This is a genomic window from Gaetbulibacter sp. M240 (assembly GCF_043876815.1).
Lineage (GTDB): Bacteria > Bacteroidota > Bacteroidia > Flavobacteriales > Flavobacteriaceae > Gaetbulibacter_A.
In genome coordinates, this window is the sequence record NZ_JBAWKA010000005.1 from 16498 (window position 1) to 40749 (window position 24252).

Consider the following 24252-nt stretch of genomic DNA (forward strand, 5'->3'; position numbering starts at 1 on the left):
AGTTTCTATTACTCGCCAGCTTCTTGCTTGGCTTCTTCAATCATTTTTTCGTTTGGTAAAATAGCGATATTCACCCGACGGTTTTTTGCACGACCTTCAACAGTATTATTGTCGTGCATTGGTTGCGTTTCTCCAAACCAGTTAGTAGTAAATCGTCCCGAACTTAAGCCTGTACCAATCAAATAATTCGTTACAGCATAGGCCCTGTTTTTAGAAAGCTCCATATTATATGCAGCATCACCGGTACTATCCGTATGTCCTACCACAAGAATATTCGTGTCCGGATATTCTTTGAATACGCCAACTAATTTATTTAAGGTTGTTTGTGAAGCTGTATTAATATTGTATCTATTAGTTGCGAAATACACACCACTGCCCTCATCGAAAGTAACTACAATACCATTATCAACGCGTTCTACCTCGGCACCGGGAATCTCCTCTTCGATTTTTTGGGCTTGCTTGTCCATTTTATTACCAATGAGCACCCCGGCTGTTCCACCAACAACGCCGCCAATTACAGCACCGAGTTCACCGTTTCCACCTTTACCGACATTGTTTCCAATGATAGCTCCAATAACAGCGCCACCAGCAGCACCGATAACACCGCCTTTTTGTTTATTATTAGCATTTTGAATGGCTTTACATTGCGTAAGACTGAGCACCAAAATAAGGCTCAATGCCAGAATACTTCCTTTTTTTATATACTTTATCATGATTTGAATTTTTGAATTAATAACTTAAAATTATTTGAATTTAACTTTTAATAAAATTCATGCTTATGGTAAACGGACTTCCGTCAACCATAACGGTTTGTTGCCATTGCATGCTGGTTTCCGTCAGGGAACTCAATTTAATACGGAAGCCTTCATTGGTTTCAGACCTTCCTTTAGCATTGGTAGGCTTTAACAAGAAATCATAAAGTCCGGTTTGTGCATCCACTTCATCAATAGTGAAGATAAAATAGCGTTCACCAGACGTACAACTTGAATCGCTTATGGTATAGATTCCTGTATTATTATTAGGAATAAACTGCCAATCACTGCCTTCGAAACAGGTTTTAGAGGCGTCATCCAATAGTTTAATATTATAGGTTCCGGCGCGGTCGTAGGTAATATTACTCAAGTTCCAGGTGCCTTTTATTGTTTTCTTTGCTGTTCTTACCGTTTTTGAGGCGCCACAAGCCACTAGGCTAAGCGTCAATAGGATCATCATTAGTTTTTTCATATGTATTGTTTTTTTAAAGTTTTATTAATTTATAACGTTGAATACAAACACAAGGTAAGTACTCGCTTTTAATAAGATACGATAATTTTGTAAGGTTTAGACTATAACTCCCTTTGATTCATTAAAAACTGAAGATTGGTTATTTCTAATGAAGGTTTTTCTACTCTGCGGTTAAAGGTAATCAATTGATTTGATAAAATGCTATACTAAATTAACTGATTTGCAATCCGTTTGGTGTTACATCATCATCAGGGTTTACAAATACCAACTGACCTTCAGCCGTTTCCGTCATGAGAATCATCCCCTGACTTTCCACACCGCGAAGAGCACGAGGAGCCAAATTTACCAAAACAGTAACGCGTTTACCTATAACTTCTTCTACAGAAAAACTTTCTGCAATTCCTGAAACTATGGTGCGCACATCCAAACCGGTATCTACTTTAAGCTTTAAAAGCTTTTTAGTTTTTGGCATTTTTTCGGCTTCCAGAATAGTCCCTACACGAAGATCTAATTTGCTGAAATCTTCAAATGAGATCGTATCTTTTTGGGGCGTTCCTTGCTTATTAGCTGCCTCATTGGCTTTTTTGTTAGCTTCCAGTTTATCGAGTTGCTCCTGAATAGATTTATCTTCTATTTTAGAAAATAGTAAAGTGGCTTTTCCGATGGTATGCCCTGTCGGCAATAAAATGTCTTCTTTAGAAATTGCCTCCCAGTCCAATGCCGATGGTAAAGATTCAAAATTTAATATGTCTTTAAGCTTCGCTGAAGTAAAAGGTAAAAATGGTTCGCTCAAAGTTCCTAAAGCCGCGGCAATTTGAAGGGCGACATACATAATAGTCTGGGTGCGAACCTCATCCTCTTTGATGATTTTCCAAGGTTCCGCATCAGCCAGATATTTATTTCCCAATCGGGCCAAATTCATAAGTTCTTGTTGCGCTTCGCGGAAACGATAACGTTCAATAGAACTGGCTATCACATCCGGATAGGCCTTTATAGCCGCCAAGGTTTGTTCATCGACTTCTGTAAATTCTGAAGCTTCCGGAATAACACCATTATAATACTTGTGCGTTAATACCGCGACACGGTTAATGAAGTTCCCGAAAATAGCCACCAATTCACTGTTATTTCGTGCCTGAAAATCCTTCCAGGTGAAATCGTTATCTTTAGTTTCCGGCGCATTTGCCGTAAGTGCATACCGCAGCACATCCTGTTGATCGGGGAATTCTTCCAGATATTCGTGAAGCCAAACCGCCCAGTTCTTCGAGGTGGATAATTTGTTGCCCTCAAGGTTCAAAAACTCATTGGCCGGCACATTATCCGGTAAAATAAAAGAGCCCTCTGCGCGCAACATCGCCGGAAAAATGATACAGTGAAAAACAATATTATCTTTTCCTATAAAATGAACCAGTTTCGTGTCTTCCGATTTCCAATATGGCTCCCAGTCTTTCCCGGTTTTTTCGGCCCACTCTTTCGTAGACGAAATATAACCAATAGGGGCATCGAACCAAACATAAAGAACTTTGCCTTCACCACCTTCTACCGGTACCGGAATTCCCCAATCTAAATCACGGGTTACTGCTCGTGGTCTTAAACCATCGTCGATCCAGGATTTACATTGGCCATATACGTTGGGTTTCCAATCTTTTTTATGACCTTTTAAGATCCATTCTTTTAAAAATCCTTCATGCTGATCTAAAGGCAGGAACCAATGTTTGGTTTCCTTTAGGGTTGGGACATTACCGGTTAAAGCTGATTTCGGATTGATAAGATCGGTAGCATTTAAACTGGTACCGCAATTTTCACACTGATCGCCATAAGCTTCTTCATTACCACATTTTGGGCAAGTGCCCACCACAAAACGATCGGCCAAAAACTGATGCACTTTTTCATCGTAAAGTTGTTCGGTAGTTTCTTCAATAAAAGCATCCTTTTGATAAAGGGTTTTAAAAAATTCAGAGGCCGTTTCGTGATGAATTTTAGCCGTGGTTCGCGAATAATTATCAAACGAGATCCCAAAGTCCTCAAAAGATTTTTTTATGATACTATGATATTTATCCACGATGTCCTTTGGCGTTACCCCTTCATTCTTAGCTTTAATGGTTATCGGCACTCCGTGTTCATCACTACCACCAATTAAAACAACATCTTTCCCAATAAGTCGCAGGTATCTGGCATAGATATCGGCAGGCACATAAACACCGGCTAAATGACCAATATGAATGGGTCCATTGGTATATGGTAAAGCGGTAGTAATGGTGTATCGTTTAGGATTATTCATCAGTATTTTTTAATTTCATCATAATGCACTGTGGTTTTTGCTTAAAAAAGCGATAATCTCACACTGCATTTATTTTTGTAACAAGCCGTAAAAGTACGCAATTTGCAAGCGAATTAGAAAAAAAATGTACATTTACCATATGTCTAAAACCCCACAAATATTTTGGCTCATTTTTGCGCTTTTTTTAATGGGAAATACATTGAGTTTTGCACAATACAATGACCCACAAAATACAGATACCTTAATGCAACCACCTTACTTAAAACAAGGCGATAGTGTGGCTATTGTAGCCCCTTCAGGAATTTTAAAGAACAAGGAACATGATATTGATCTGGCCGAGCGCCTTCTTCGAAGCTGGGGCTTGCACCCTGTTTTAGGAGCTCATTTGTTTAGTAAAGACAATCATTTTGCAGGAACGGATGAAGAACGTATTGCCGATTTTCAAAAAGCTTTGGACGATCCTTCTATTAAAGCTATTTGGTGTGCCCGAGGTGGTTATGGTAGTGTTAGAATTCTAGATAAGCTAGATTGGACCAATTTTAAAAAACACCCCAAGTGGGTTATTGGTTACTCTGATATTACGGCAATTCATAGTCAAATACACATTGAAGGATTTGAAAGTATTCACGCCCTAATGTGTTCCAGTTTACAGGACGACAAGACTCCGATAGCGATGTCGATCGAGACTTTTAAAGATGCGATTTCAGGACAACCTTTAAACTATGAGCTAAAAGCCTCAAAATACAACAAACCGGGTAGCGCAACCGGATTGCTTGTAGGAGGTAATCTTACCTTATTACACACCTTGTTAGGTTCGAAAACCAGTATTGATGTTGCAGGGAAAATTCTTTTTATTGAAGAAATAGGTGAATACAAATACCATATTGACCGAATGCTGCAAAGTTTGAAACGCGCAGGCTATTTTGAGCATTGTAAAGGATTGATCGTGGGTGATATGACCAAGTTGAGAAAGAATACGACCAAATGGGGTGTTTCTTTTGAACAACTGATCTTAGACGCTTTAAAGGATTACGATTTCCCAATTGCTTTTAAAATGCCGGCCGGCCATGAAGATGATAATCGTGCTATGATCCTAGGACGCACCATAGACCTTACGGTAACTAAACAAGGTTCAAGCATCCATTTTCATAAATAATAAAGTTCGCCTTAAAACCCTCGCTCCTTTTGGATGTGCTCGTAGGCTTCCTGAACTTGCCGGAATTTTTCTTCGGCACCCTTTTTATGCGCATCCCCTAAATGAATCACTTTATCAGGATGGTATTTTTTAGCCATTTTTCGGTAGGCCGTTTTAATCTCATCCACAGAAGCCGATGGTTCAATTTCGAGTATCTTATAGGCGTTATCACTACTCTTATAAAACATGGCTTTAATGCTTTCGTAATCCATGGAACTTATCCCCAGATATCCTGCCATCAAGCTGATTTGTTGTTCTTCATCAGAAGTAACCAAACCATCCGCCTGAGCAATGCCAAATAAGAAATGAATGAGCTGTAAGCGCGACGGGTGATCCATCATTTGCCGGATCTGTAAACATACCTGTCGGGTTGAAATATTTTTTTGCTTCGCGATATTTTTAAATAATCGAAACGCCTGATTAGCACGTTCTTTTCCATACATGCTCACAAACTGCTTCCGAACAAAATCCAATTCACGTTGATCTTGCTTTCCATCCGCTTTAATAACGATCGAAGCCAATACAAGTAAGCTCACCTCAAAATCGCCGGGTCGTGTATTGTAAACCGACTGTCCATACGGTTTTTGTCGTTTATGCTGCCCTGAAAACGTATCAACTTGACCGTTCGACATAGAATCGATCATACTACCTATAGCCACGCCAATAATAGCACCAATAGGACCACCAAACGACCATCCTAAGGCACCTCCTATCCATTTTGAATAACCCATGTAAGTATTAATTAAAAGTTACGTCAAACCTACACATAAAATCTCGCTATTAAAAGGAGAACTCGTCTTAGAATAGGCGACATAAAAAAAATATTATAAAATCGTAAATGTTAGTTGATTACTTAATGGAATTGTTACACAATTGGTATCTTTGCAAACATTTACATCTTAATTATTAAAAATTTAAAATATGTATCCAGCAGAATTAGTAAAACCAATGCGCGAAGACCTTACAAAGGTAGGTTTTGAAGAATTACATACACCGGAAGACGTTGATGCCGCAATCGCTAAAGAAGGGACTACCCTTGTGGTTGTTAATTCGGTTTGTGGTTGTGCCGCTGCCAATGCACGTCCAGGAGCTCGCATGAGCTTACAAAATGCCAAACGCCCTGACCATATTGTTACCGTTTTTGCAGGTGTTGATAAAGAGGCTGTAGACCGTGCTCGTGGTTATATGGTACCCTTTCCTCCAAGCTCTCCGAGTATGGCCTTATTCAAGGACGGCGAATTGGTTCATATGTTAGAGCGTCATCATATTGAAGGACGTCCTGCCGAGTTGATCGCAGACAACCTTGTTGATGCCTACAATACCCATTGCTAAAAAAGTTTAGCACTCCTGTTTAGTAAAAGAGTTGCTAATTATTAATATAAGAGGACCACGATTTATTCGTGGTTTTTTTATGCATTTATTTGGCTTTAAGTTACCTTTGTTTCATGGTTAAAATGCTAGCTTATCCCTTAACGGTTGTTTATTACATCTGTTTCTATATTACCCTTTTGGTGTTTCATCCGATACAGTGGGTTAGTTTCAATGTATTTGGTTATCAAACACATAAAATTAGTGTGGATTGGTTGCAGTTTTTTATCATGCGGAGTCTAAATATTTTAGGTACACGTTTCAGCTTTAGTAATGATTACAATATACCACACGGTCAGCCCGTTATCGTTGTAGCAAACCATCAAAGCATGTACGATATTCCGCCCTTGATGTGGTACCTGCGAAAACACCACCCCAAGTTTATAAGTAAAATTGAATTGGGTAAAGGTATTCCTAGTGTATCCTATAATTTACGCCATGGCGGTTCGGTATTAATTGATAGAAAAAACCCCAGACAATCGTTACCTGCCATTTTAAATTTTGGAGAATACATTGAACGCACCAAACGCTGCGCTATTATTTTCCCAGAAGGAACCCGAAGTAAAAACGGAGCACCAAAACCCTTTCAAACTAAAGGGCTACAGTTATTGTTTAAAAAAATACCATCGGCTGTTATCGTACCTTTGACGATAAATAATTCGTGGAAAATGTTTCGCTATGGCAAATTTCCGATGGGAATTGGAAATCATATAACCTTTAAAGTTCAGAAACCTCTGTATTTGAGTGACTTTGAAGATACAACCGAATTAATACAGCAAATTGAAAAAGTAATAAAAAAAGATATTCAACCTTAAAAAAATAAATTATGTCTAATAAGAATGTTCGTTTAGAAGTCATGCAGTTTTTGGAAAAAGACGTAGAGTCCTTAATAGAAAAGTACCTCATACCAATAGATTCCATTTGGCAACCCAGCGATTTTTTACCCAATTCAGAAGCAGATAGTTTCTTTGATGAGGTTACTGAGATCCGTGAACTTTCCAAAGAACTTCCCTATGATTTTTGGGTTGTTTTGGTGGGCGATATGATCACAGAAGAAGCCCTTCCCACTTATGAATCCTGGTTGATGGATGTTGAAGGTGTAGACCAAGTAGAAAACGGTGGAAACGCCTGGTCGAAATGGGTTAAACATTGGACAGGTGAAGAAAACCGTCATGGTGATGTTTTAAATAAATACCTTTATTTATCGGGCAGAGTTAATATGCGCGAAATTGAAAGAACCACCCAGCATCTCATTGCAGATGGTTTTGATATAGGTACCGACCGCGATCCCTACAAGAACTTTGTGTATACGAGCTTTCAGGAATTAGCTACTTATATTTCTCACAACCGTGTTGCAAAGATCGCCAAGAAAAATAATAACAAACAATTGGGTAAAATGTGCCAGATCATTTCCGGTGATGAAATGCGCCATCATAATGCTTATTCGGAGTTTGTTGAACGCATATTTAAAGTCGACCCGAGCCAGATGATGCTTGCTTTTTACGATATGATGAAACAAAAAATTACCATGCCGGCCCACTTTTTGCGTGAATCGGGTGGAAAAATCGGTACCGCATTTGAAGAATTCTCAAATACAGCCCAACGTATTGGAGTATATACTTCCAAGGATTACGTTGATATTTTGGCTAAACTATTGAGCCGCTGGGAGATCGACAAAATATCAAACCTAACAGACGAAGCTGAAAAAGCTCGTGATTACCTGATGCGTCTTCCTGATAGAATGTATCGTTTGTCAGATCGTATAAAAATACCTGAAAACTCCTATGAATTCAAGTGGGTTGAACCCCCTGTTGTGAAATAAAAGATGATCACAACTATGACACAACAAGAGATTATAAATAAAACTATCGTATTTGTAAAACAATCTTTGGCTAATGCCGAAGGTGGGCATGACTGGTTTCATATTGAACGTGTTTATAATAACAGCTTGCTGATTGCGAGATCCGAACCTGTGGATATTTTTGTGGTTTCACTCGGTGCGCTGCTCCACGACATTGCCGATAGTAAGTTTCACAACGGAGATGAATCTGTTGGTCCTCAAATGGCTCGTGAGTTCTTATTTAAACATGATGTAGATTCTGCAGTAATTGAACACGTTGTGAATATCATCAAACACATCTCCTTTAAAGGCGGTAATGAAGAGCAAAAATTTAGCTCTCCGGAATTAGAGGTCGTTCAGGACGCCGATCGCCTGGATGCTTTGGGTGCTATTGGTATTGCCCGTTGTTTTAATTATGGTGGTTTTAAAAACCGCCCTTTATTCGATCCGGCGGTTAAACCAAACTTGAATATGACGAAAGAGGAATATAAAGCCTCGAAAGCACCTACGATCAATCATTTTTATGAAAAATTGTTATTGTTGAAGGATCGCATGAATACACCTACCGGCAAAAGGATAGCCCAAAAACGTCATGCCTTTATGGAACTCTATCTGGATCAATTTTATGCGGAATGGGATGGAAAAAAGTAAATTCTAGTTTTCTTTAGCAACTTCCAAAGCAGTTAGTTTGCTTTCCAAAACGGCAAGTTCTTCCCCCTTTTGGATAATATCTTCAGCCGATAAACCAGAACTACCATTTATAAAACTTAAAATTTCTTCACGCTTCACAGTATAATACCTTATGGCTTCTGCAATTTTATCAGAATCGGACATGTTAAAATTTATTTATTGAATAATATGTTTGATCTCCTTACGATATTGGGAGGCACTTTTCCCAGTGACTTCATTAAACTGTTTGTTAAAATGCGAGAAATTATTAAACCCACATTCAAAACAAATATCGGCAATACTCATCTGACTTTCATTGAGCAGCTTGGTGGCGTGAACCACTCGATATTCATTAACTAACTGGGTGAACGTTTTCCCTGTGGTTTTCTTAAAGTATCTACAAAAGGCAGGAACCGTCATGCTCACCACATCGGCAATTTCATCTAACGGGATCTGGTCCTGAAAATTCTTATTAACATATTTGTAGATCATACTGATCTTATCACTATCCTGCGGGTTGGTTTCCAGTGCTATACCATCAGCGTTTAATAAGGTATAGCCATCTGTGGTGGCAAGGTAATTCAAAATCTCTAAAAACTTTAAAACACGTTCCAAACCACCAAACTCCATCAAATTATTGATCTTAGGTCCAACAACCTTTTTGGTTTCTATATTAAATCGAATTCCCTTTTTCGCGCGATCGAACAAGGCTGCCACACTTTGCATTTCAGGGATTTTTATAAAGTCGTTTCCTAGAAAATCCTGTTTAAACTGTACCGTAGTCTCACTTCCGTTGGCTGTTAGCCTATCGGCAAAACCATTATGAGGTAAATTGGCTCCAATTAAAATCAACTGACTATTATTAAAATAGGAAAGGTGGTTACCTATGTGAGTTTTCCCCTGGCCCTTATCAACATAAACCAACTCCAATTCCGGATGAAAATGCCAATAAGCATTATTCTTGTCCAGTTGATCCACATGTTGTTTTACTAATATGGAACTACCAAAACTCGGGGAAAGTTTTTCTAAAGTAGGTTTCTTGGTTATCATAACTCAATTTTAAACAAAAATACGACATATTAGATATACATTATATATATTTTTACCTTAAATGTGTGTTATTTTAACTTAACATTGTGTTAACATTGAATTAACAGATAAAATAGCATATAAATTCATCAAATTTGATGTTTTCTACGGCGTATTCCTCTCATATCTTTGTACCGTTGAACGTTATTAAATCCAAATCATGAAAAATCTATTAACCAAAAGTATTTTGATAGCAACATTGTTTGCTACGATACACAGTAATGCAGCCACCGAGCCTAACTATGGAGTTATACCATATGATACAGGAAAAATGGCGCTGACTTTAGAAAATGTAAGCTCAGGAAACTCCTTAACGATAAAAGATAGTAATGGCATCATTTTATATAAAGAATTAATTAAAACGTCCGGTACGTACAAAAAAGGATTCGATCTGACAGCCTTACCTGATGGAAACTATGTTTTCGAATTGAATAAAGATCTTGAAATTAAACTTATTCCATTCACAGTAGCAGCTCAAAAGGTAGAATTTAACAAAGCTGAGGCGAAATCTATTTTCAAGCCTTACATAAGACAAAAAGATAATAAGGTTTTAATTTCAAAATTAGCATTGAATGGCGAACCTGTAACGATAAATATTTACGCGAATTCTGATGACACCTATAAACTTTCATATTCTGAAACAATTAAAGGTATTAAAGCCATTGGAAAAGTATACGAATTAAAACGAGGTGCGAGTTACAGAATAACTCTAACATCGAATAACAAGGAATTTACAACATTCATTAATAATTAGTTTAATGTCTTATTTAGTTTAGTTGGTAAGAGTGGGCTGTGGTGGCCCACTTTTTTTTGTCCAATTTTAAAACAATTTTAACTGGCCATCCTTGTGAACATCGTGTAACTCTTTGTTCAGGGTTGGTTTTTCGTTTTCCCTAAAGTATTTGTGCTTCGCTAAACGCATCAAATCATTAATTTGCTGAGCTATTTTACCACTGCCGCGCATTCGTCTTCCAAATTCGCTGTCATTTAAATGTCCTTCATGGCAAGCTTCAATTTGATGCAAAACTTTTTCCGCACGTTCGGGCATAGTCTTTTCGATCCAATCTTTGAACAACAAGCCAACCGCACCATTTAATCGTACCACAATATGTCCGATAGATGATGCGCCGTGTTCAGAAGCAGCCTTCGCTAACGGCAGAATTTCATGACTGTTTATGGAAGGAATGATTGGAGCCAACATCACATTCACAGGGATTCCGTTTTCACTCAAGACTTTAACGGTCTCCAAGCGCTTTTTTATGCTTACCGTTCGGGGTTCTAGAATTCTACGGGTATCTTCCGATAACGAGGTAATTGAAATACTAACGGTAACCAGTTTATCTTTAGCCAGGGCTTCCAACAGGTCGAGATCACGAAGAATAAGCGCATTTTTAGTAATAATTCCCACAGGATGTTTGTATTTTAAAAATACCTCGAGGCATTGTCGGGTTATTTCAAATTGTTGTTCTGCAGGTTGATAGCAATCGGTGTTCCCGGACATCACTATGGTTTCGGCTTTCCAGCTTTTCTTTTTCAGAACATCCTCTAAAAGTTTTGGTGCATTCTTTTTGATCAAAATACGGCGTTCAAAATCCAATCCCGAACCAAAACCCCAATATTCATGGGAGTTTCTGGCATAACAATAAATACAGCCGTGCTCACATCCCTGATAGGGATTCATGGAATACATCATCCCGACATCCGGACTAGTAACTTTGTTTACAATCGTTTTTGGAAATACCTCAGAATAAATTGTTTTATTCGAATCACTCGCTTCACCCTCGAGTCGGCAATATTCTAAAAAATCATCACGAAGTTCATGCGACAACTCAAAAAACCGGTTGTTCAATTGGCGTTGTGCACCACGACCTTTTATGGGTGATTTGAAACTCATGCCGTTTATTCCCCTTTGAAATCTGCCTTGCGCTTTTCAAGGAAAGCACTTGTTCCCTCTTCAAAATCATCGGTACCGAAACAATATCCAAAGGCATTGATCTCAACCTCAAAACCATCAACACCATCCTGGTAATTCGCATTAATCGCTTGTATCGCCTGAGCGATAGCGACCATGGAATTCCTGGATATTTTAAGAGCTAAATTTTTACAGAATGGTAATAGTTCTTCCTGTGAGGTCACATGATTCACCAAGCCATAATTAAGCGCCTGATTTGCGTCGATCATACCGGCAGTCATAATGAGTTCCATGGCCCGCCCTTTGCCTATCAATTGTGGTAAACGTTGGGTTCCGCCATAGCCCGGGATAACACCCAGGGACACTTCCGGCAGCCCCATTTTGGCATTATTACTGGCCACCCTGAAATGACAGGCCATTGCCAACTCCAAACCACCACCGAGCGCAAAGCCATTTACTGCGGCAATAACGGGGGTTTCTAAATTTTGCACAAAATCGAACAGTAATTCCTGTCCTTTAGCTGCAAGATCCCGACCCTCTTCAACACTAAAATCTGCAAATTCGCTGATATCTGCCCCGGCAACAAAGGCTTTTTCACCGCTTCCGGTTATCAGGATTACCTTAGTTTCTTTGGCTTCATTGGCGGCTTTAAAGGCCTTGTGTAATTCTTTTATCGTTTCCTGGTTTAAGGCATTCAGTTTTTTAGGCCGGTTAATAGTAATTGTGGTAATGCCGTTTTCAGTTTCTGATAAAATGTTGTTAAATGTCATGATCTATTCTTTTGGAAATGTAACTTTAAATGTAGTGCCTATATCTTTTTCCGACACGAATGAAATATCCCCTTTATAGGTTTCAACAATATTCTTAACCATAGCTAAACCTAAGCCCATACCACTTGTTTTTGTCGTGAATTTTGGTTCGAATACTTTATTTTTATTTTCTTCTTCTACTCCGGAGCCATTATCGGAAACAGTAATTACAACCTTATCCCCTTCTGTACCAACATGGATCACAATTTTAGGCTCCGGTTGATCCACAAGTGCCTGAATACCGTTTTTAACCAAATTGGTTACTACTCTAATAAGCTGCGTACGGTCGAACTTCGCAATTATTTCATCCTGTTCCGCTTTAAAAAAGATGTAATCTTCACTAAAGATATCCATAGCAAGCCGAACAATATTTACCACATTCAGGGTTTCATTCTGCTGAGCGGGCATTTCCGCAAAATTTGAAAATGCAGAGGCTATCGAGCTCATGGTATCTATTTGCTGAATCAGTGTTTTACTATACTCGTCTAATTTTGAGTGAATATTTTCATCATTTGGATCGAATTTGCGTTGAAAATTCTGAACTGTTAAACGCATCGGCGTTAAGGGATTTTTTATTTCGTGGGCGACCTGCTTGGCCATTTCACGCCAGGCTTGTTCCCGCTCACTACGTGCCAACTTTACAGCACTTTCCCGAAGTTCATCGATCATGCTATTATATGAGTTTACCAAAGTTGAAATTTCCTCACTGGTATCCTTAACCTCGATCTTTTCATTCGTTCTTTCTAATCGTGTGGTATTAATTTTATCGCTTATCTTTTTGAGGGATTTGGTGATGTACTTCGATAATAAAAACGCCATAGCAATGGCCATCGCCAATACAAACAAATAAGCATAACTGATACGCTCTAAGAATGCGTTAAGTTCTTTGGCTAAAAAATCATCATTCTCTAAATAAGGAATATTGAGAATCGCTAAATCTTTTGATTTATTATCGGTAATGTAGGTGAACGAGGATTGAAAGGTTTCTCCATTCAACTTGAGCTTATCCACATACCGGTGTTGCGGTGTATTGGAAAGTTGGTTCAAAATTTTGGCATCTAAACAATTGTCCAGAGTATCATTTTTTATCCCTGTTTTAGATGAAATAAGCAAGCCACCATCCATATCATACAAGTTAATCTGGAGCTTATGAATATTGGCAATGTTATAGATCTCTTCTTTAAAAATTAAAGGAATATTTTCCGTTTTCACCTCCCAGGTATTTTGCCGACTGTTTAAAACACTTTTTATATGACTATGAATATTGAGTTCTTTTGTCGCTAATCGATCTTTATGATAGTCTCTGGTTTCTTGTTTATACTGAAAAACCACCACAAAGGTTATGGTAATAGAGGCCATCAGAACCAAAATGATCATTGCTATAAAGATGCGATTCCTTAAAGAGAGTTTTTTAATTTTCATCTGAAAAATTATTGCTATAAATATAGCAATAATCACACCAAAGCGATGCCCAATCGAATGACAATACCTTAAAAATTATCCAATTTATGAACTAAACCTTTTATGCTTCAGGGTTTTTTTCGCGAACGCGCTTGTATAATCTAAAGCCTAGCATGATAAGCACGCCCAGAATAATAAGCCCGATCAAGCCCCAGATCCAGTTGATGGCACTTTTCAAGATTACTAAAAAAACAACGACAAAAAGAATAAATGTCGCGCCTTCATTCCAAATACGCATAAAATTAGATGACTTCTTAACCACGTTATTTTGTAGTTGTATAAAGTATTGATGGGTTTTAAGATGGTATAAAATAAGCAAAACCACAAATACCAGTTTCAGTTGCATCCAGACCTGTATCAACCAAAAAGGCTGTAAAATGAGTAACCAAATCGCAAAAAAAGTAGCTAAAATAGCCGACGGCCAGGTGATAATATACCAAAGCCGTTTGGCCATAAGCTTGAGTTGTTTTCCTAAAATTTCACGATCTGGAGAAGGCTTGTAATGGGCTTCAATTTGATACACGAATAAACGCGGAATATAAAAAAGCCCCGCAAACCAGGTAATCACGAAAATGAGGTGAAATGCTTTAATGTACGGATAGTAATCCATGATTTGTAGTTTACAGCTAAGTTAAAACTTCCTCCTTTAAATTCTTAACAATTTCTCTATAAAGAAACCATCCGGTAACAAGAGTTGATAAAACATCCGATATTGGAAAAGCAACCCAGACCCCAAGTTCTCCCATGAATATGGGCAAAATAAAAATCAGCGGAATAAAGAAAAATCCCTGTCGGGAGAGTGTCAACCACAATGCTTGACGTGCCTTTCCAATAGCTTGAAAAAAGGCAGCACCAATCAACTGTATCCCAATAATTGGGGTGGCAGCAAATACCCAACGCATGTTCGATGGTGTTTGGGCCAATACCTCAGCATCCGTAGTAAACAGTCTTGTAATAGCCTCAGGAAACAGCATGAGCAAAATGAATACCAGAGTAGCTAATCCGGCAGCGTATTTTATAGCCGTGTAAATACTTTCTTTAACCCGATCGTATTTATGTGCGCCGTAATTAAAGCCTGCAATGGGCAAAAACCCTTGGGTGATACCAAAAATGGGGAAAAGGGCAAACATTAACATTCGGGCCACAATGGCATATGATGTTACCGAGGTTTCACCCCCAAAATGGTATAAAATATTATTCATAAAAAGATAGGTTACACTAACCACTGCCTGGCGCGAAAGCGTTACAAAACCTAGAGAGGCTATTTCAGACACAATGGGCTTATCCAATCGGAAGTGTGAACCCGTAATTTTGATTTCAGAATTTTTCGAAAGAAAAAACCAAAAAATAAATATAAAACACAGGATATAAGAGCCTGAAGTTGCCCAAGCAGCACCTGCCATACCCCAATCTAAAACATTTATGAATAGATAGTCAAGAATTAGGTTTCCCACAGAGGGGATCATCATGGCGTACATGGCAAATTTAGGTTTGCCTTCTGCACGGATTACCGTATTACCCATCATACAGAGCGCCAGAAAGGGAACTCCATAAAGAACGATAATATAATAAGTTTTAGCAGGTTCGAAAATAGCGCCCTTTCCTCCAAAAGTTGGTATAATGGAATCCACGAAAATAAGCCCGAGGATCGCCATAGAAACGCTCAACAGCAAGGTAAGGGTTAACTGATTCCCAAAGGTTTTCAGGGCTTTTTTAGTATCGTCTGCACCCAAAGCCCGCGAGATTATCGATGAACCTCCGATACCAATAGACATCCCAAGCGCTGCTATAAAGAATGATACCGGCAACACCACATTAATAGCGGCAATTGCCGTTGGCCCGATCCAGTTCCCCACAAAAATAGTATCAACCAGGATGTTAAGCGACATCACCAAAATACCTATAGATGCCGGAACGGCCTGCTTTACCAGAAGTTTACTAATGGGTAATTTTCCTAAATCTTCAGAAGATACTTTTGCCATTATGCGGTAACCATTTCAGAACTTACCCATTCATTTATCCAATTAGAAAGTAAGCTTACAAAGGCCTTATCATCATTCAAACAAGGTACGGTTGTAAAGTTTTCACCTCCTACCTCATGGAAAATCTCTTCGCCTTCCATGGCAATTTCTTCAAGGGTTTCCAGACAGTCGCTCACAAAAGCTGGTGTTACTATGGCCATGTTCTTAATGCCTTGTTTTCCTAAACGCTCAATGGTTCTATCCGTATACGGTTGCAACCACGGATCAAACCCTAAGCGAGATTGGAATGATGTAGAAAAAGTCCCGGGCTCCAGACCTAATTTTTCACCCACTAAACGCGTTACTTCGTAACATTGATGGCGATAACAAAATTCGTGGGCAGCACTTTGCGTTCTACAACAGCTGCCATCAATTTGACAATGCGATTTGGTAATATCGCTTTTTCGGATATGACGTTCCGGTACACCATGGTAAGAGAACAATAAATGTTCATAGGTTTTTCCCTCTAAATGGTTTTTTATAGAATTCGCCAATACCTCAATATAATCCGGTTTATTGTAGAAAGCTGGAACGGATTCCATTTTTAATTGTGGGAAAAATTCCTGACGCAGTTCTTCGGCCAAAACCGTAATAGTTTCTGTTGTGGCCATGGCAAACTGAGGATATAAAGGAAATAATAAAACCTCTTCAACACCTTTATCAACCAATTCCTGCAGACCTTTTTTGATGCTCATACTACCATAACGCATCGCTAAAGCTACCGGTTGCTCAACTTGTTCCTGTATTTTTTGTTGAAGTCTTTCAGATATAACGATTAATGGCGAACCTTCATCCCACCAGATCTTTTGATAGGCTTTGGCCGAAGCTTTCGGTCGCGTGTTTAAAATAATACCTTTTACCAATAAGATTCTCGCCCATTTTGGTACATCTATAACCCTTTCATCCATTAAAAATTCGCCTAAATACCTTTTAACGTCTTTGGGTTTTGGCGTGTCGGGTGAACCCAAATTCACTAATAATATTCCTTTTTTCATTTTTTAATTTTAACTGTTTTTTTAGTGGTAATATGTCATACCCATTATCTTTTTAGGTGGTTAAAAAAGGTACCTTAATGGGTAATACATTCTCTTTTTTTTTATGATTTAGCTATTTTTTTTGATTTTAGTTGTTGATACAACTCAGGACGCTCTTCGTTGTAATCGAGATCCTGAAAAATACCGCAAGACACATTAGGTCGCACCAACGATTTTGAATGATGGTGTTTTAACAAAGCTTCAATTTCGGGGGTTAAATACTTCATGATACAATCAATTTAAGGACATCACATATTTTTTTGGCGTGGTGCCGTATTTCTTTTTAAAGGCCGCAATAAAATGGCTTGAGGTACTGTAACCTACCTTCAACCCTACTTCATTAACATTATTATCGCCGGATTCTAACAGTTTTCTGGCAAATTCCATTTTATAATCAAATAAAAAACTAAAAACAGAATCGCCGTAGATCTGTTTAAAACCTTCTTTTAATTTTTTAATATTCAGCCCTATTTCTTCAGCTAACTCCTGAAGCGTTGGCGGTTCTGCCATTCGAGATATAATGATATCTTTAGCTTCTCTAATTTTGATCACATTGGCCTCATCCACCAAAAACGGGCATTGTTCTACATCGGCTTCCTCGCTTCGATTAAAATACAAACTCAGCAACTCATAAGCTTTCGCACGATAATACAAGCCTTTAATAGACGCATTCAAGTTGAAATTTATCAATTGATTAAGCACTATGGCCATAGACGGCGAGATCAAACCATCTTTATAATATTTTTTATCGCGATTTTCTTCACTTAAAAACGTAATATAACCCGCTTCCGTAGAAAACAAACCATGGAATTCTTTAATGGAAATTAAAATTGAAACCATCCATGAATTTGGCTCCAATGTAAGATCTATAGGAAGTTGACGCTGCGGATTATATAACAATAATGAATTTTCTTCATGAATATCCAATATATAGTTACCCTGATTAAAGCTGAATTTACCAGTTCCTTTCACGCAAAAATGAAATTGAATATAATCGCTATGAATCTCTTTTACAACATTTTGCGCTTCCGACGCATCATTTTTGTAGGTTAAAATTAAAAACCCGGTATCAATCGGTGTTTCTTCAAAAGAACTTTGAGCGTTATTTTTTTTCGACATATCGACGCTTTGCATATTCCTTTTATTTAGATTCGTTCTAAATTATTACAGCCAAAACGGCTGTTATTCCTGCAAAAATAAGACTTTTATAAATCATTTTATAAAAATCACTTTAAAAAACGTGAAACGACATTAATAGTTCCTTAAGCGTTATTTTTTTACATACCATCCCTATAATTTTGCTAGACGTTTTTAAAAACACCATGCAAAGTTACAACATGTCGCGTACTCAATCTTTTTACGCCATCGGCTTAAGTTATAAAAAAGCCGATGCGGACATTCGTGGGCACTTCAGTTTAGATGAAGCTTCTAAGCTGGCTTTACTCCAGCAAGCCAAGGAAAATGGTGTGGAAAGTTTGGTTGTTACATCAACCTGTAATCGTACCGAAATTTATGGTTTTGCCCAGCATCCTTTTCAGCTCATCCAGTTACTTTGCGATAATACCCGAGGCACCGTTGAAGAATTTCAGGACGTTGCTTACATCTATAAAAACAAAGAGGCTATTACCCATATGTTCCGCGTAGGTTCCGGGTTGGATAGTCAGATCCTTGGGGATTTTGAAATTATAAGTCAGTTAAAGGCCAGTGCCCGGCTTTCCAAAAAACATGGATTGCTGAACCCGTTTTCAGAACGCTTGGTAAATGCCGTGATCCAGGCCAGTAAGCGCATCAAAAATGAAACGGAGATTTCAACAGGCGCTACTTCCGTCTCGTTTGCCTCTGTACAATATATTTTCGATACCGTTGAAAACGTATCCGATAAAAATATTCTGCTTTTCGGAACCGGAAAAATTGGTAGAAATACCTGTGAAAATCTGGTAAAACATACCGAGAACAAACACATCACTTTAATAAATCGAACCAAAGATAAAGCCGAACAAATTGCTGGAAAATTCAATTTGGTGGTTAAGGATTATGCGAATTTGCAAGAAGAAATAACGCGTGCCGATATTTTGATCGTAGCTACGGGAGCTCAACGCCCAACGATCGATAAGCAAATAATTCAATCAAAAAAACCGCTTCTTATCCTAGATTTATCGATCCCGAAAAATGTCAATGAGAATGTTGAAGAATTAGACCGGGTGACTTTGGTGCATTTAGACTTTTTATCTCAGATCACAGATGAAACACTCGAAGCGCGTAAAAAACATATCCCTGCAGCCGAGGCCATTATTGAGGAGGTAAAAGCCGATTTCAATAGCTGGTTGGAAACCCGAAAGTTTGCTCCAACTATTAAAGCCTTAAAAATAAAATTGAATGAGTTTGCGTCAGCCGAAGTTGATACACAACGAAAAAAGCTAAGCGATTTTAATGAGTCGCAGGCCGAGCTCATCAGCAAGAAGATCATTCAAAAAATTACAAATCACTTTGCACATCACCTTAAGGATGATGGTGTTTCCACAGATGAAAGTTTGGAACTTATTAAAAAAGTATTTCAGTTGGATCAAACCTCAACCAATGCTTAGAATAAGTTCATTCATTTATACTCACAGCCTTAGCTCTGTTTTTATTCCAAAATCAGCAACATTTTCCAAATCGATTTAACCCTAACAATTAAAAATGTCTAAAACCATCCGTATAGGAACCCGTGATAGTGAACTAGCCCTTTGGCAAGCCCATATTGTGCAAAGCCAATTAGAAGGCCTGGGCCATAAAACCACTTTAGTTCCTGTAAAATCGACGGGCGACATTGTTCTAGACAAGCCCCTTTATGAATTAGGTATCACTGGAATTTTTACGCGTACCTTGGATATCGCTATGTTGAATGATGATATCGACATCGCAGTGCATTCTTTAAAAGATGTTCCTACTGTTTTACCCAAAGGTATCGTACAGGCTGCTGTTATTAAACGAGGAAATGTTAATGACACCTTGGTTTACAAGAACAACGAAGAATTTTTAAGTGCCAAAAATGCTTTGGTGGCTACCGGAAGTTTACGCCGACGGGCACAATGGCTTAACCGCTATCCCACACATACGATGGTGGATCTGCGTGGTAATGTGAATTCCCGACTACAAAAACTACAGGACAACAAAGATTGGAATGGCGCCATTTTCGCTGCTGCCGGTATTGGGCGTATAGGTCTAAGACCCGAAAACGCAATAAATTTAGATTGGATGATCCCGGCACCAGCACAAGGAGCCATCATGATAACAGCTTTGGAGGAAGACGATTTTGTTCGCGAAGCCTGTGCCCAACTCAACCATGAAGAAACAGAAATTTGTACTACGATAGAACGTGAATTTCTAAATAGACTAGAAGGTGGTTGTACCGCACCTATTGGGGCTTTGGCCTACATCAAGGATGAAGAAGTTCATTTTAAAGGGGTATTACTAAGTGAGGACGGCACTAAACGCATCGAAGTTTCTAAGGTTAAAAAACTCGGACAGCATGATGATATTGCCGAGTTCGCTTCTACATATATTATCGAACGTGGTGGCAATCGCCTCATGGATGCCCTTAAAAGATCGAACAAAAAAACTACGGTGTATTCCACCAAAGGTTTAACCGAGGATCAGCGTTTATTATTTCATGATAATATTGTTGCGGATAGTAGCGATTTTATCAAAATAAGTCTCAATCGCATACCGCCTAGAATCCTCAGGAACCCTATAAAAAATGTCATTCTAACAAGTAAAAATGCCGTGGAGGCCTTAACCACAAACTTTGCAGCTACAGAATTACAATTTGAAAATATTTACTGCGTTGGTCGTCGCACCAAACGCCTCATTGAGAAAAAAATAGGACCGGTAAAACACGCCGAAAAAAATGCCAAAAGCCTGGCTAATTATTTAATTGAATATCTTGAAGGTACCGAAGTCACTTATTTTTGTAGTGATCTGCGCTTAGACACCCTGCCGGAGGTCCTGAAAAAAAATCACATTAAAGTGAACGAGGTTGAAGCGTACCAAACCAAATACGACGGGGTTAAGCTAGACACAACCGTGGAAGGCGTTATGTTTTACAGTCCGTCTACCGTAGAGAGTTTTGTACAAAGCAATAAGAAGGATATCATTGCCTTTTGTATTGGAGAAACTACTGCCAAAGAAGCCAAAAAACATTTCAGTGATGTACGCATTGCCAAAGTTCCCACCGTGGAAAGTGTGATCGAACTGGTGAACGCCCATTACGTATAAAAACGAAAAAAATAACTATGAGCATAAAGAACGATTTATTTTTAAGAGCACTAAAAGGTGAAACCGTAGAGCGCCCGCCAGTATGGATGATGCGTCAGGCAGGCCGCTACTTACCGGAATTTATGGCCATTCGCGAGAAATACGATTTTTTCACACGATGTCGCACCCCGGAGCTCGCTAGTGAGATCACCGTTCAGCCCATCCGTCGCTACGGTATGGACGCTGCCATCCTATTTTGCGATATTTTGGTGATCCCTCAGGCCATGAACATAGAAGTGCAAATGAAACCCAATTTCGGTCCGTACCTACCCAATCCGGTAAGAACGCAAAAGGATGTCGACAAAGTTATTGTTCCTGATGTTACAGTAGAATTAGATTACGTTTACGACGCCATAAAAGCTACAAAAGAATTACTGAACGACGAGATCCCGCTTATCGGATTTGCCGGGTCACCCTGGACCATTCTCTGCTATTGCGTGCAGGGTCAGGGCAGCAAAAACTTCGATAAGGCCAAGGCTTTTTGCTTCACCAATCCAGTGGCAGCACACGAATTATTGCAAAAAATAACCGATACGACCATCGAATATCTCAAGCAAAAAATAGAGGCCGGCGTTAATGCCGTTCAGATTTTCGATTCTTGGGGAGGCATGTTATCGCCCACCGATTATCAGGAATTTTCTTGGCAGTACATCAACCAGATCATCGAAGCCCTTAAAGATTACGCTCCGGTGATCGCCTTCGGAAAAGGCTGTTGGTTCGCCCTCGATACCATGGCAAAAAGTAATGCTTCGGCCCTTGGTGTCGACTGGACCTGCGCTCCTAAAGTGGCGCGCCAGCTTACGGGAGGCAACATCACCCTGCAAGGTAATTTCGATCCCGTACGCCTCTTATCGCCCCCATCCGATATTAAAAAAATGGTTCATAACATGATCAGCGAATTCGGTAAAGACAAATACATTGTTAACCTCGGGCACGGTATTTTACCCAACATACCGGTCGAAAATGCCAAAGCCTTTATCGATGCCGTAAAAGAGTATAAGTCTTAGTATTTGGGCGTTACCACAAGGGTCGCGCTTTCGGCAGTCGCGCTTTGCAAGGCGCTCCAACAAAGCCTCAATCGCTAACGCGGCGACCGAACAATTTTGAATCTGTAAGCATGAAAGATACATTTTATCAATACATACAAGATTTACAAGATCGCATCACAACAACCCTCGAAACCATCGACGGTAAAGCCAAATTTCAGGAAGACCTTTGGGAACGTCCGGAAGGCGGTGGTGGTCGTACTCGGGTTATCGAAAATGGAACCGTTTTCGAAAAAGGCGGTGTTAATATTTCAGCCGTTCACGGGCCCCTCCCTGAAACCATGCAAAATTATTTCAAGGTATCCGACTGCGATTTTTTTGCCTGTGGCCTCAGCTTAGTGCTTCACCCAAAAAACCCCATGGTCCCAACCGTGCATGCCAACTGGCGTTATTTCGAAATGTACGATAAGAAAGGAAACATTATCGATAGTTGGTTTGGTGGTGGACTAGACCTAACACCCTATTATCTTTTTGAAGAAGATGCCAAGCATTTTCATAAGGTATGCAAGGCAGCCTGCGATAAACACAACCCTGAATTTTATCCCGAGTATAAAGCGCGTTGCGACGACTATTTTTATAACAGTCACCGTAGTGAAGGCCGTGGTATAGGCGGTTTATTTTTCGATTATTGCAAAGAAACTGAGTCCATGAGTATGTCCCAATGGTACGATTTCGTAACCGAGGTAGGGAATAGTTTTTTGGAGGCTTATGTTCCTATCGTTGAAAAACGTAAGGATCTGAAGTACACTGAAGCCGAGCGGAATTGGCAGGAGATCCGCCGTGGCCGTTATGTGGAATTCAATCTCGTTCACGACAAAGGCACGCTGTTCGGTTTAAAAACCAATGGGCGTATCGAAAGTATATTAATGAGTTTACCACCAAAAGTACAGTGGGTTTACGACCATCATGCTGAACATGGAAGCCGCGAGGCGAAACTTGTAGCCGTATTAAAAAACCCGGTCGATTGGGTAAATAAAGAAATAAAATAACATTAAACCGCTTTATCATGTATCCATTACAACGAAACAGACGTTTAAGAGCAAGCGAAGCAATCCGTGCATTAGTGCGGGAAACAACCATTTCCCCGGACGATTTTTTAGTACCCCTATTTGTGGTGGAAGGAAAAGGCGTTAAAGACGAAATTGCCTCCATGCCCAATTACTATCGTTACAGTTTAGATCTTTTGGAAAAAGAGGTTAAAACCCTTTGGAGCCTCGGCCTGAAAGGCGTCTTACTATTTGTAAAAGTGCCTGACGATTTAAAGGATAACATCGGAAAAGAAGCTTTAAACCCCGACGGCTTAATGCAACGTGCAGTCAAAACAGTAAAAAACGCCTGTCCTGACATGCTCGTTATGACCGATGTGGCCTTAGACCCCTACTCCGTTTATGGCCATGATGGTATCGTGAGAGACGGGGTTATATTAAATGATGAGACCGCCAAAGTTCTAGGACAAATGAGTTTGTCACATGCCCAAGCCGGTGCCGATTTTGTGGCACCAAGTGATATGATGGATGGTCGGATTCTTACTATTCGAGAAGCATTGGATCATCAGGGATTTATAAATACCGGAATCATGAGCTATTCCGCAAAATATGCTTCGGCCTTTTACGGGCCCTTCCGTGATGCTTTGGACTCTGCTCCTGTAGATGTTAAAGACATTCCCAAAGACAAGAAAACATATCAAATGGATTTTGCCAACCGTTCAGAAGCTCTTAAAGAAACGAAAATGGACATCGAAGAAGGTGCTGATATTGTGATGGTAAAACCCGGATTGTGTTATCTTGATATTGTACGCGATATTAAAAACGCGGTAAACGTGCCTGTTGCTGTCTATCAGGTATCAGGAGAATATGCCATGATCAAGGCCGCCTCAGAAAAAGGTTGGCTGGATCACGATGCTGTCATCATGGAACAAACCATGGCCATCAAGCGTGCTGGAGCCGATATTATAGCTTCATACTTCGCTAAAGATATTGTTAAAATCCTAAATGCTTAAGGAAGTAAAAA

General features: G+C 39.3%; 25 protein-coding genes. 11 read left to right on the plus strand and 14 right to left on the minus strand.

From position 1 onward, the window contains the following. Positions 1 to 8: 8 nt before the first annotated feature. From V8G61_RS13180 to metG, 3 genes are all read right to left on the minus strand, one after another. Positions 9 to 713, minus strand: coding sequence for an OmpA family protein (locus tag V8G61_RS13180; protein WP_394876314.1), 705 nt, complete (start codon positions 711 to 713; stop codon positions 9 to 11). A 40-nt stretch (positions 714 to 753) separates the two neighbouring features. After that, complete coding sequence (locus V8G61_RS13185; RefSeq protein ID WP_394876316.1) at positions 754 to 1224, minus strand: lipocalin family protein; 471 nt, start codon at positions 1222 to 1224, stop codon at positions 754 to 756. Between the two features lie 211 nt (positions 1225 to 1435). Next, positions 1436 to 3502 carry a methionine--tRNA ligase gene (metG, locus tag V8G61_RS13190; RefSeq protein WP_394876317.1) on the minus strand — a complete coding sequence of 689 codons (2067 nt, stop codon included), beginning with the start codon at positions 3500 to 3502 and terminating at the stop codon, positions 1436 to 1438. A gap of 139 nt (positions 3503 to 3641) precedes the next feature. Here metG and V8G61_RS13195 point away from each other — a divergent pair, with 139 nt between their 5' ends. After that, positions 3642 to 4658, plus strand: coding sequence for an LD-carboxypeptidase (locus V8G61_RS13195; RefSeq protein ID WP_394876319.1), 1017 nt, complete (start codon positions 3642 to 3644; stop codon positions 4656 to 4658). 11 nt (positions 4659 to 4669) lie between these two features. Here V8G61_RS13195 and V8G61_RS13200 read toward each other — a convergent pair whose 3' ends face one another. After that, on the minus strand, positions 4670 to 5428 hold the full coding sequence (locus tag V8G61_RS13200; RefSeq protein ID WP_394876321.1) for a TerB family tellurite resistance protein: 759 nt from the start codon (positions 5426 to 5428) through the stop codon (positions 4670 to 4672). A gap of 190 nt (positions 5429 to 5618) precedes the next feature. Here V8G61_RS13200 and V8G61_RS13205 point away from each other — a divergent pair, with 190 nt between their 5' ends. The 4 genes from V8G61_RS13205 (at position 5619) to V8G61_RS13220 (ending at position 8556) form a co-directional block, all read left to right on the plus strand. Beyond that, positions 5619 to 6029, plus strand: a complete 411-nt coding sequence (locus V8G61_RS13205; RefSeq protein WP_394876323.1) for a BrxA/BrxB family bacilliredoxin — start codon at positions 5619 to 5621, stop codon at positions 6027 to 6029. A gap of 113 nt (positions 6030 to 6142) precedes the next feature. Next, positions 6143 to 6880 carry a lysophospholipid acyltransferase family protein gene (locus V8G61_RS13210; RefSeq protein WP_394876324.1) on the plus strand — a complete coding sequence of 246 codons (738 nt, stop codon included), beginning with the start codon at positions 6143 to 6145 and terminating at the stop codon, positions 6878 to 6880. An 11-nt stretch (positions 6881 to 6891) separates the two neighbouring features. Then, complete coding sequence (locus tag V8G61_RS13215; protein ID WP_394876325.1) at positions 6892 to 7887, plus strand: acyl-ACP desaturase; 996 nt, start codon at positions 6892 to 6894, stop codon at positions 7885 to 7887. Between the two features lie 15 nt (positions 7888 to 7902). Then, positions 7903 to 8556, plus strand: a complete 654-nt coding sequence (locus V8G61_RS13220; protein WP_394876327.1) for an HD domain-containing protein — start codon at positions 7903 to 7905, stop codon at positions 8554 to 8556. Positions 8557 to 8559: 3 nt separating this feature from the next. Here the strand turns inward: V8G61_RS13220 and V8G61_RS13225 are convergent, their stop codons facing one another. Next, on the minus strand, positions 8560 to 8739 hold the full coding sequence (locus V8G61_RS13225; protein WP_394876328.1) for a hypothetical protein: 180 nt from the start codon (positions 8737 to 8739) through the stop codon (positions 8560 to 8562). Between the two features lie 12 nt (positions 8740 to 8751). Then, a complete protein-coding gene (locus tag V8G61_RS13230) occupies positions 8752 to 9624 on the minus strand; it encodes an AraC family transcriptional regulator (RefSeq protein ID WP_394876329.1) in 873 nt (290 codons plus the stop codon). A 199-nt stretch (positions 9625 to 9823) separates the two neighbouring features. Between V8G61_RS13230 and V8G61_RS13235 the strand changes: the two genes are divergently transcribed. Beyond that, the gene (locus V8G61_RS13235; protein WP_394876330.1) at positions 9824 to 10417 is read left to right on the plus strand and encodes a hypothetical protein; all 594 of its coding nucleotides are present in this window, start codon (positions 9824 to 9826) and stop codon (positions 10415 to 10417) included. A 66-nt stretch (positions 10418 to 10483) separates the two neighbouring features. On the opposite strand, the gene V8G61_RS13240 is transcribed toward V8G61_RS13235, so the two are convergent. The 8 genes from V8G61_RS13240 to V8G61_RS13275 form a co-directional block, all read right to left on the minus strand. Then, positions 10484 to 11557, minus strand: coding sequence for a PA0069 family radical SAM protein (locus tag V8G61_RS13240; protein ID WP_394876331.1), 1074 nt, complete (start codon positions 11555 to 11557; stop codon positions 10484 to 10486). A 5-nt stretch (positions 11558 to 11562) separates the two neighbouring features. Beyond that, positions 11563 to 12345 carry an enoyl-CoA hydratase/isomerase family protein gene (locus V8G61_RS13245; protein ID WP_394876332.1) on the minus strand — a complete coding sequence of 261 codons (783 nt, stop codon included), beginning with the start codon at positions 12343 to 12345 and terminating at the stop codon, positions 11563 to 11565. A 3-nt stretch (positions 12346 to 12348) separates the two neighbouring features. Further along, the gene (locus tag V8G61_RS13250) at positions 12349 to 13806 is read right to left on the minus strand and encodes a sensor histidine kinase (RefSeq protein WP_394876333.1); all 1458 of its coding nucleotides are present in this window, start codon (positions 13804 to 13806) and stop codon (positions 12349 to 12351) included. Between the two features lie 100 nt (positions 13807 to 13906). Then, entirely contained in the window at positions 13907 to 14455 is a 549-nt protein-coding gene (locus V8G61_RS13255; RefSeq protein WP_394876334.1) for a CopD family protein, read from the minus strand. A 16-nt stretch (positions 14456 to 14471) separates the two neighbouring features. Then, a complete protein-coding gene (locus V8G61_RS13260; protein WP_394876335.1) occupies positions 14472 to 15827 on the minus strand; it encodes an MATE family efflux transporter in 1356 nt (451 codons plus the stop codon). Next, complete coding sequence (gene hemH, locus V8G61_RS13265; RefSeq protein WP_394876336.1) at positions 15827 to 16861, minus strand: ferrochelatase; 1035 nt, start codon at positions 16859 to 16861, stop codon at positions 15827 to 15829. Before hemH ends, V8G61_RS13260 begins: the two co-directional genes overlap by 1 nt. 101 nt (positions 16862 to 16962) lie before the next feature. Beyond that, positions 16963 to 17127 carry a hypothetical protein gene (locus V8G61_RS13270; RefSeq protein ID WP_394876337.1) on the minus strand — a complete coding sequence of 55 codons (165 nt, stop codon included), beginning with the start codon at positions 17125 to 17127 and terminating at the stop codon, positions 16963 to 16965. Between the two features lie 7 nt (positions 17128 to 17134). Next, positions 17135 to 18019 carry a helix-turn-helix transcriptional regulator gene (locus V8G61_RS13275; protein ID WP_394876338.1) on the minus strand — a complete coding sequence of 295 codons (885 nt, stop codon included), beginning with the start codon at positions 18017 to 18019 and terminating at the stop codon, positions 17135 to 17137. A gap of 203 nt (positions 18020 to 18222) precedes the next feature. Between V8G61_RS13275 and hemA the strand changes: the two genes are divergently transcribed. The 5 genes from hemA (at position 18223) to hemB (ending at position 24241) form a co-directional block, all read left to right on the plus strand. Beyond that, on the plus strand, positions 18223 to 19485 hold the full coding sequence (hemA, locus tag V8G61_RS13280) for a glutamyl-tRNA reductase (protein WP_394876340.1): 1263 nt from the start codon (positions 18223 to 18225) through the stop codon (positions 19483 to 19485). Positions 19486 to 19579: 94 nt separating this feature from the next. Next, positions 19580 to 21157, plus strand: coding sequence for a hydroxymethylbilane synthase (hemC, locus tag V8G61_RS13285; RefSeq protein ID WP_394876342.1), 1578 nt, complete (start codon positions 19580 to 19582; stop codon positions 21155 to 21157). Positions 21158 to 21174: 17 nt separating this feature from the next. After that, complete coding sequence (gene hemE / locus V8G61_RS13290) at positions 21175 to 22203, plus strand: uroporphyrinogen decarboxylase (RefSeq protein WP_394876344.1); 1029 nt, start codon at positions 21175 to 21177, stop codon at positions 22201 to 22203. A 110-nt stretch (positions 22204 to 22313) separates the two neighbouring features. Then, positions 22314 to 23231, plus strand: coding sequence for an oxygen-dependent coproporphyrinogen oxidase (hemF, locus tag V8G61_RS13295; protein WP_394876346.1), 918 nt, complete (start codon positions 22314 to 22316; stop codon positions 23229 to 23231). A gap of 17 nt (positions 23232 to 23248) precedes the next feature. Continuing rightward, a complete protein-coding gene (gene hemB / locus V8G61_RS13300) occupies positions 23249 to 24241 on the plus strand; it encodes a porphobilinogen synthase (RefSeq protein ID WP_394876347.1) in 993 nt (330 codons plus the stop codon). Positions 24242 to 24252: the final 11 nt, after the last annotated feature.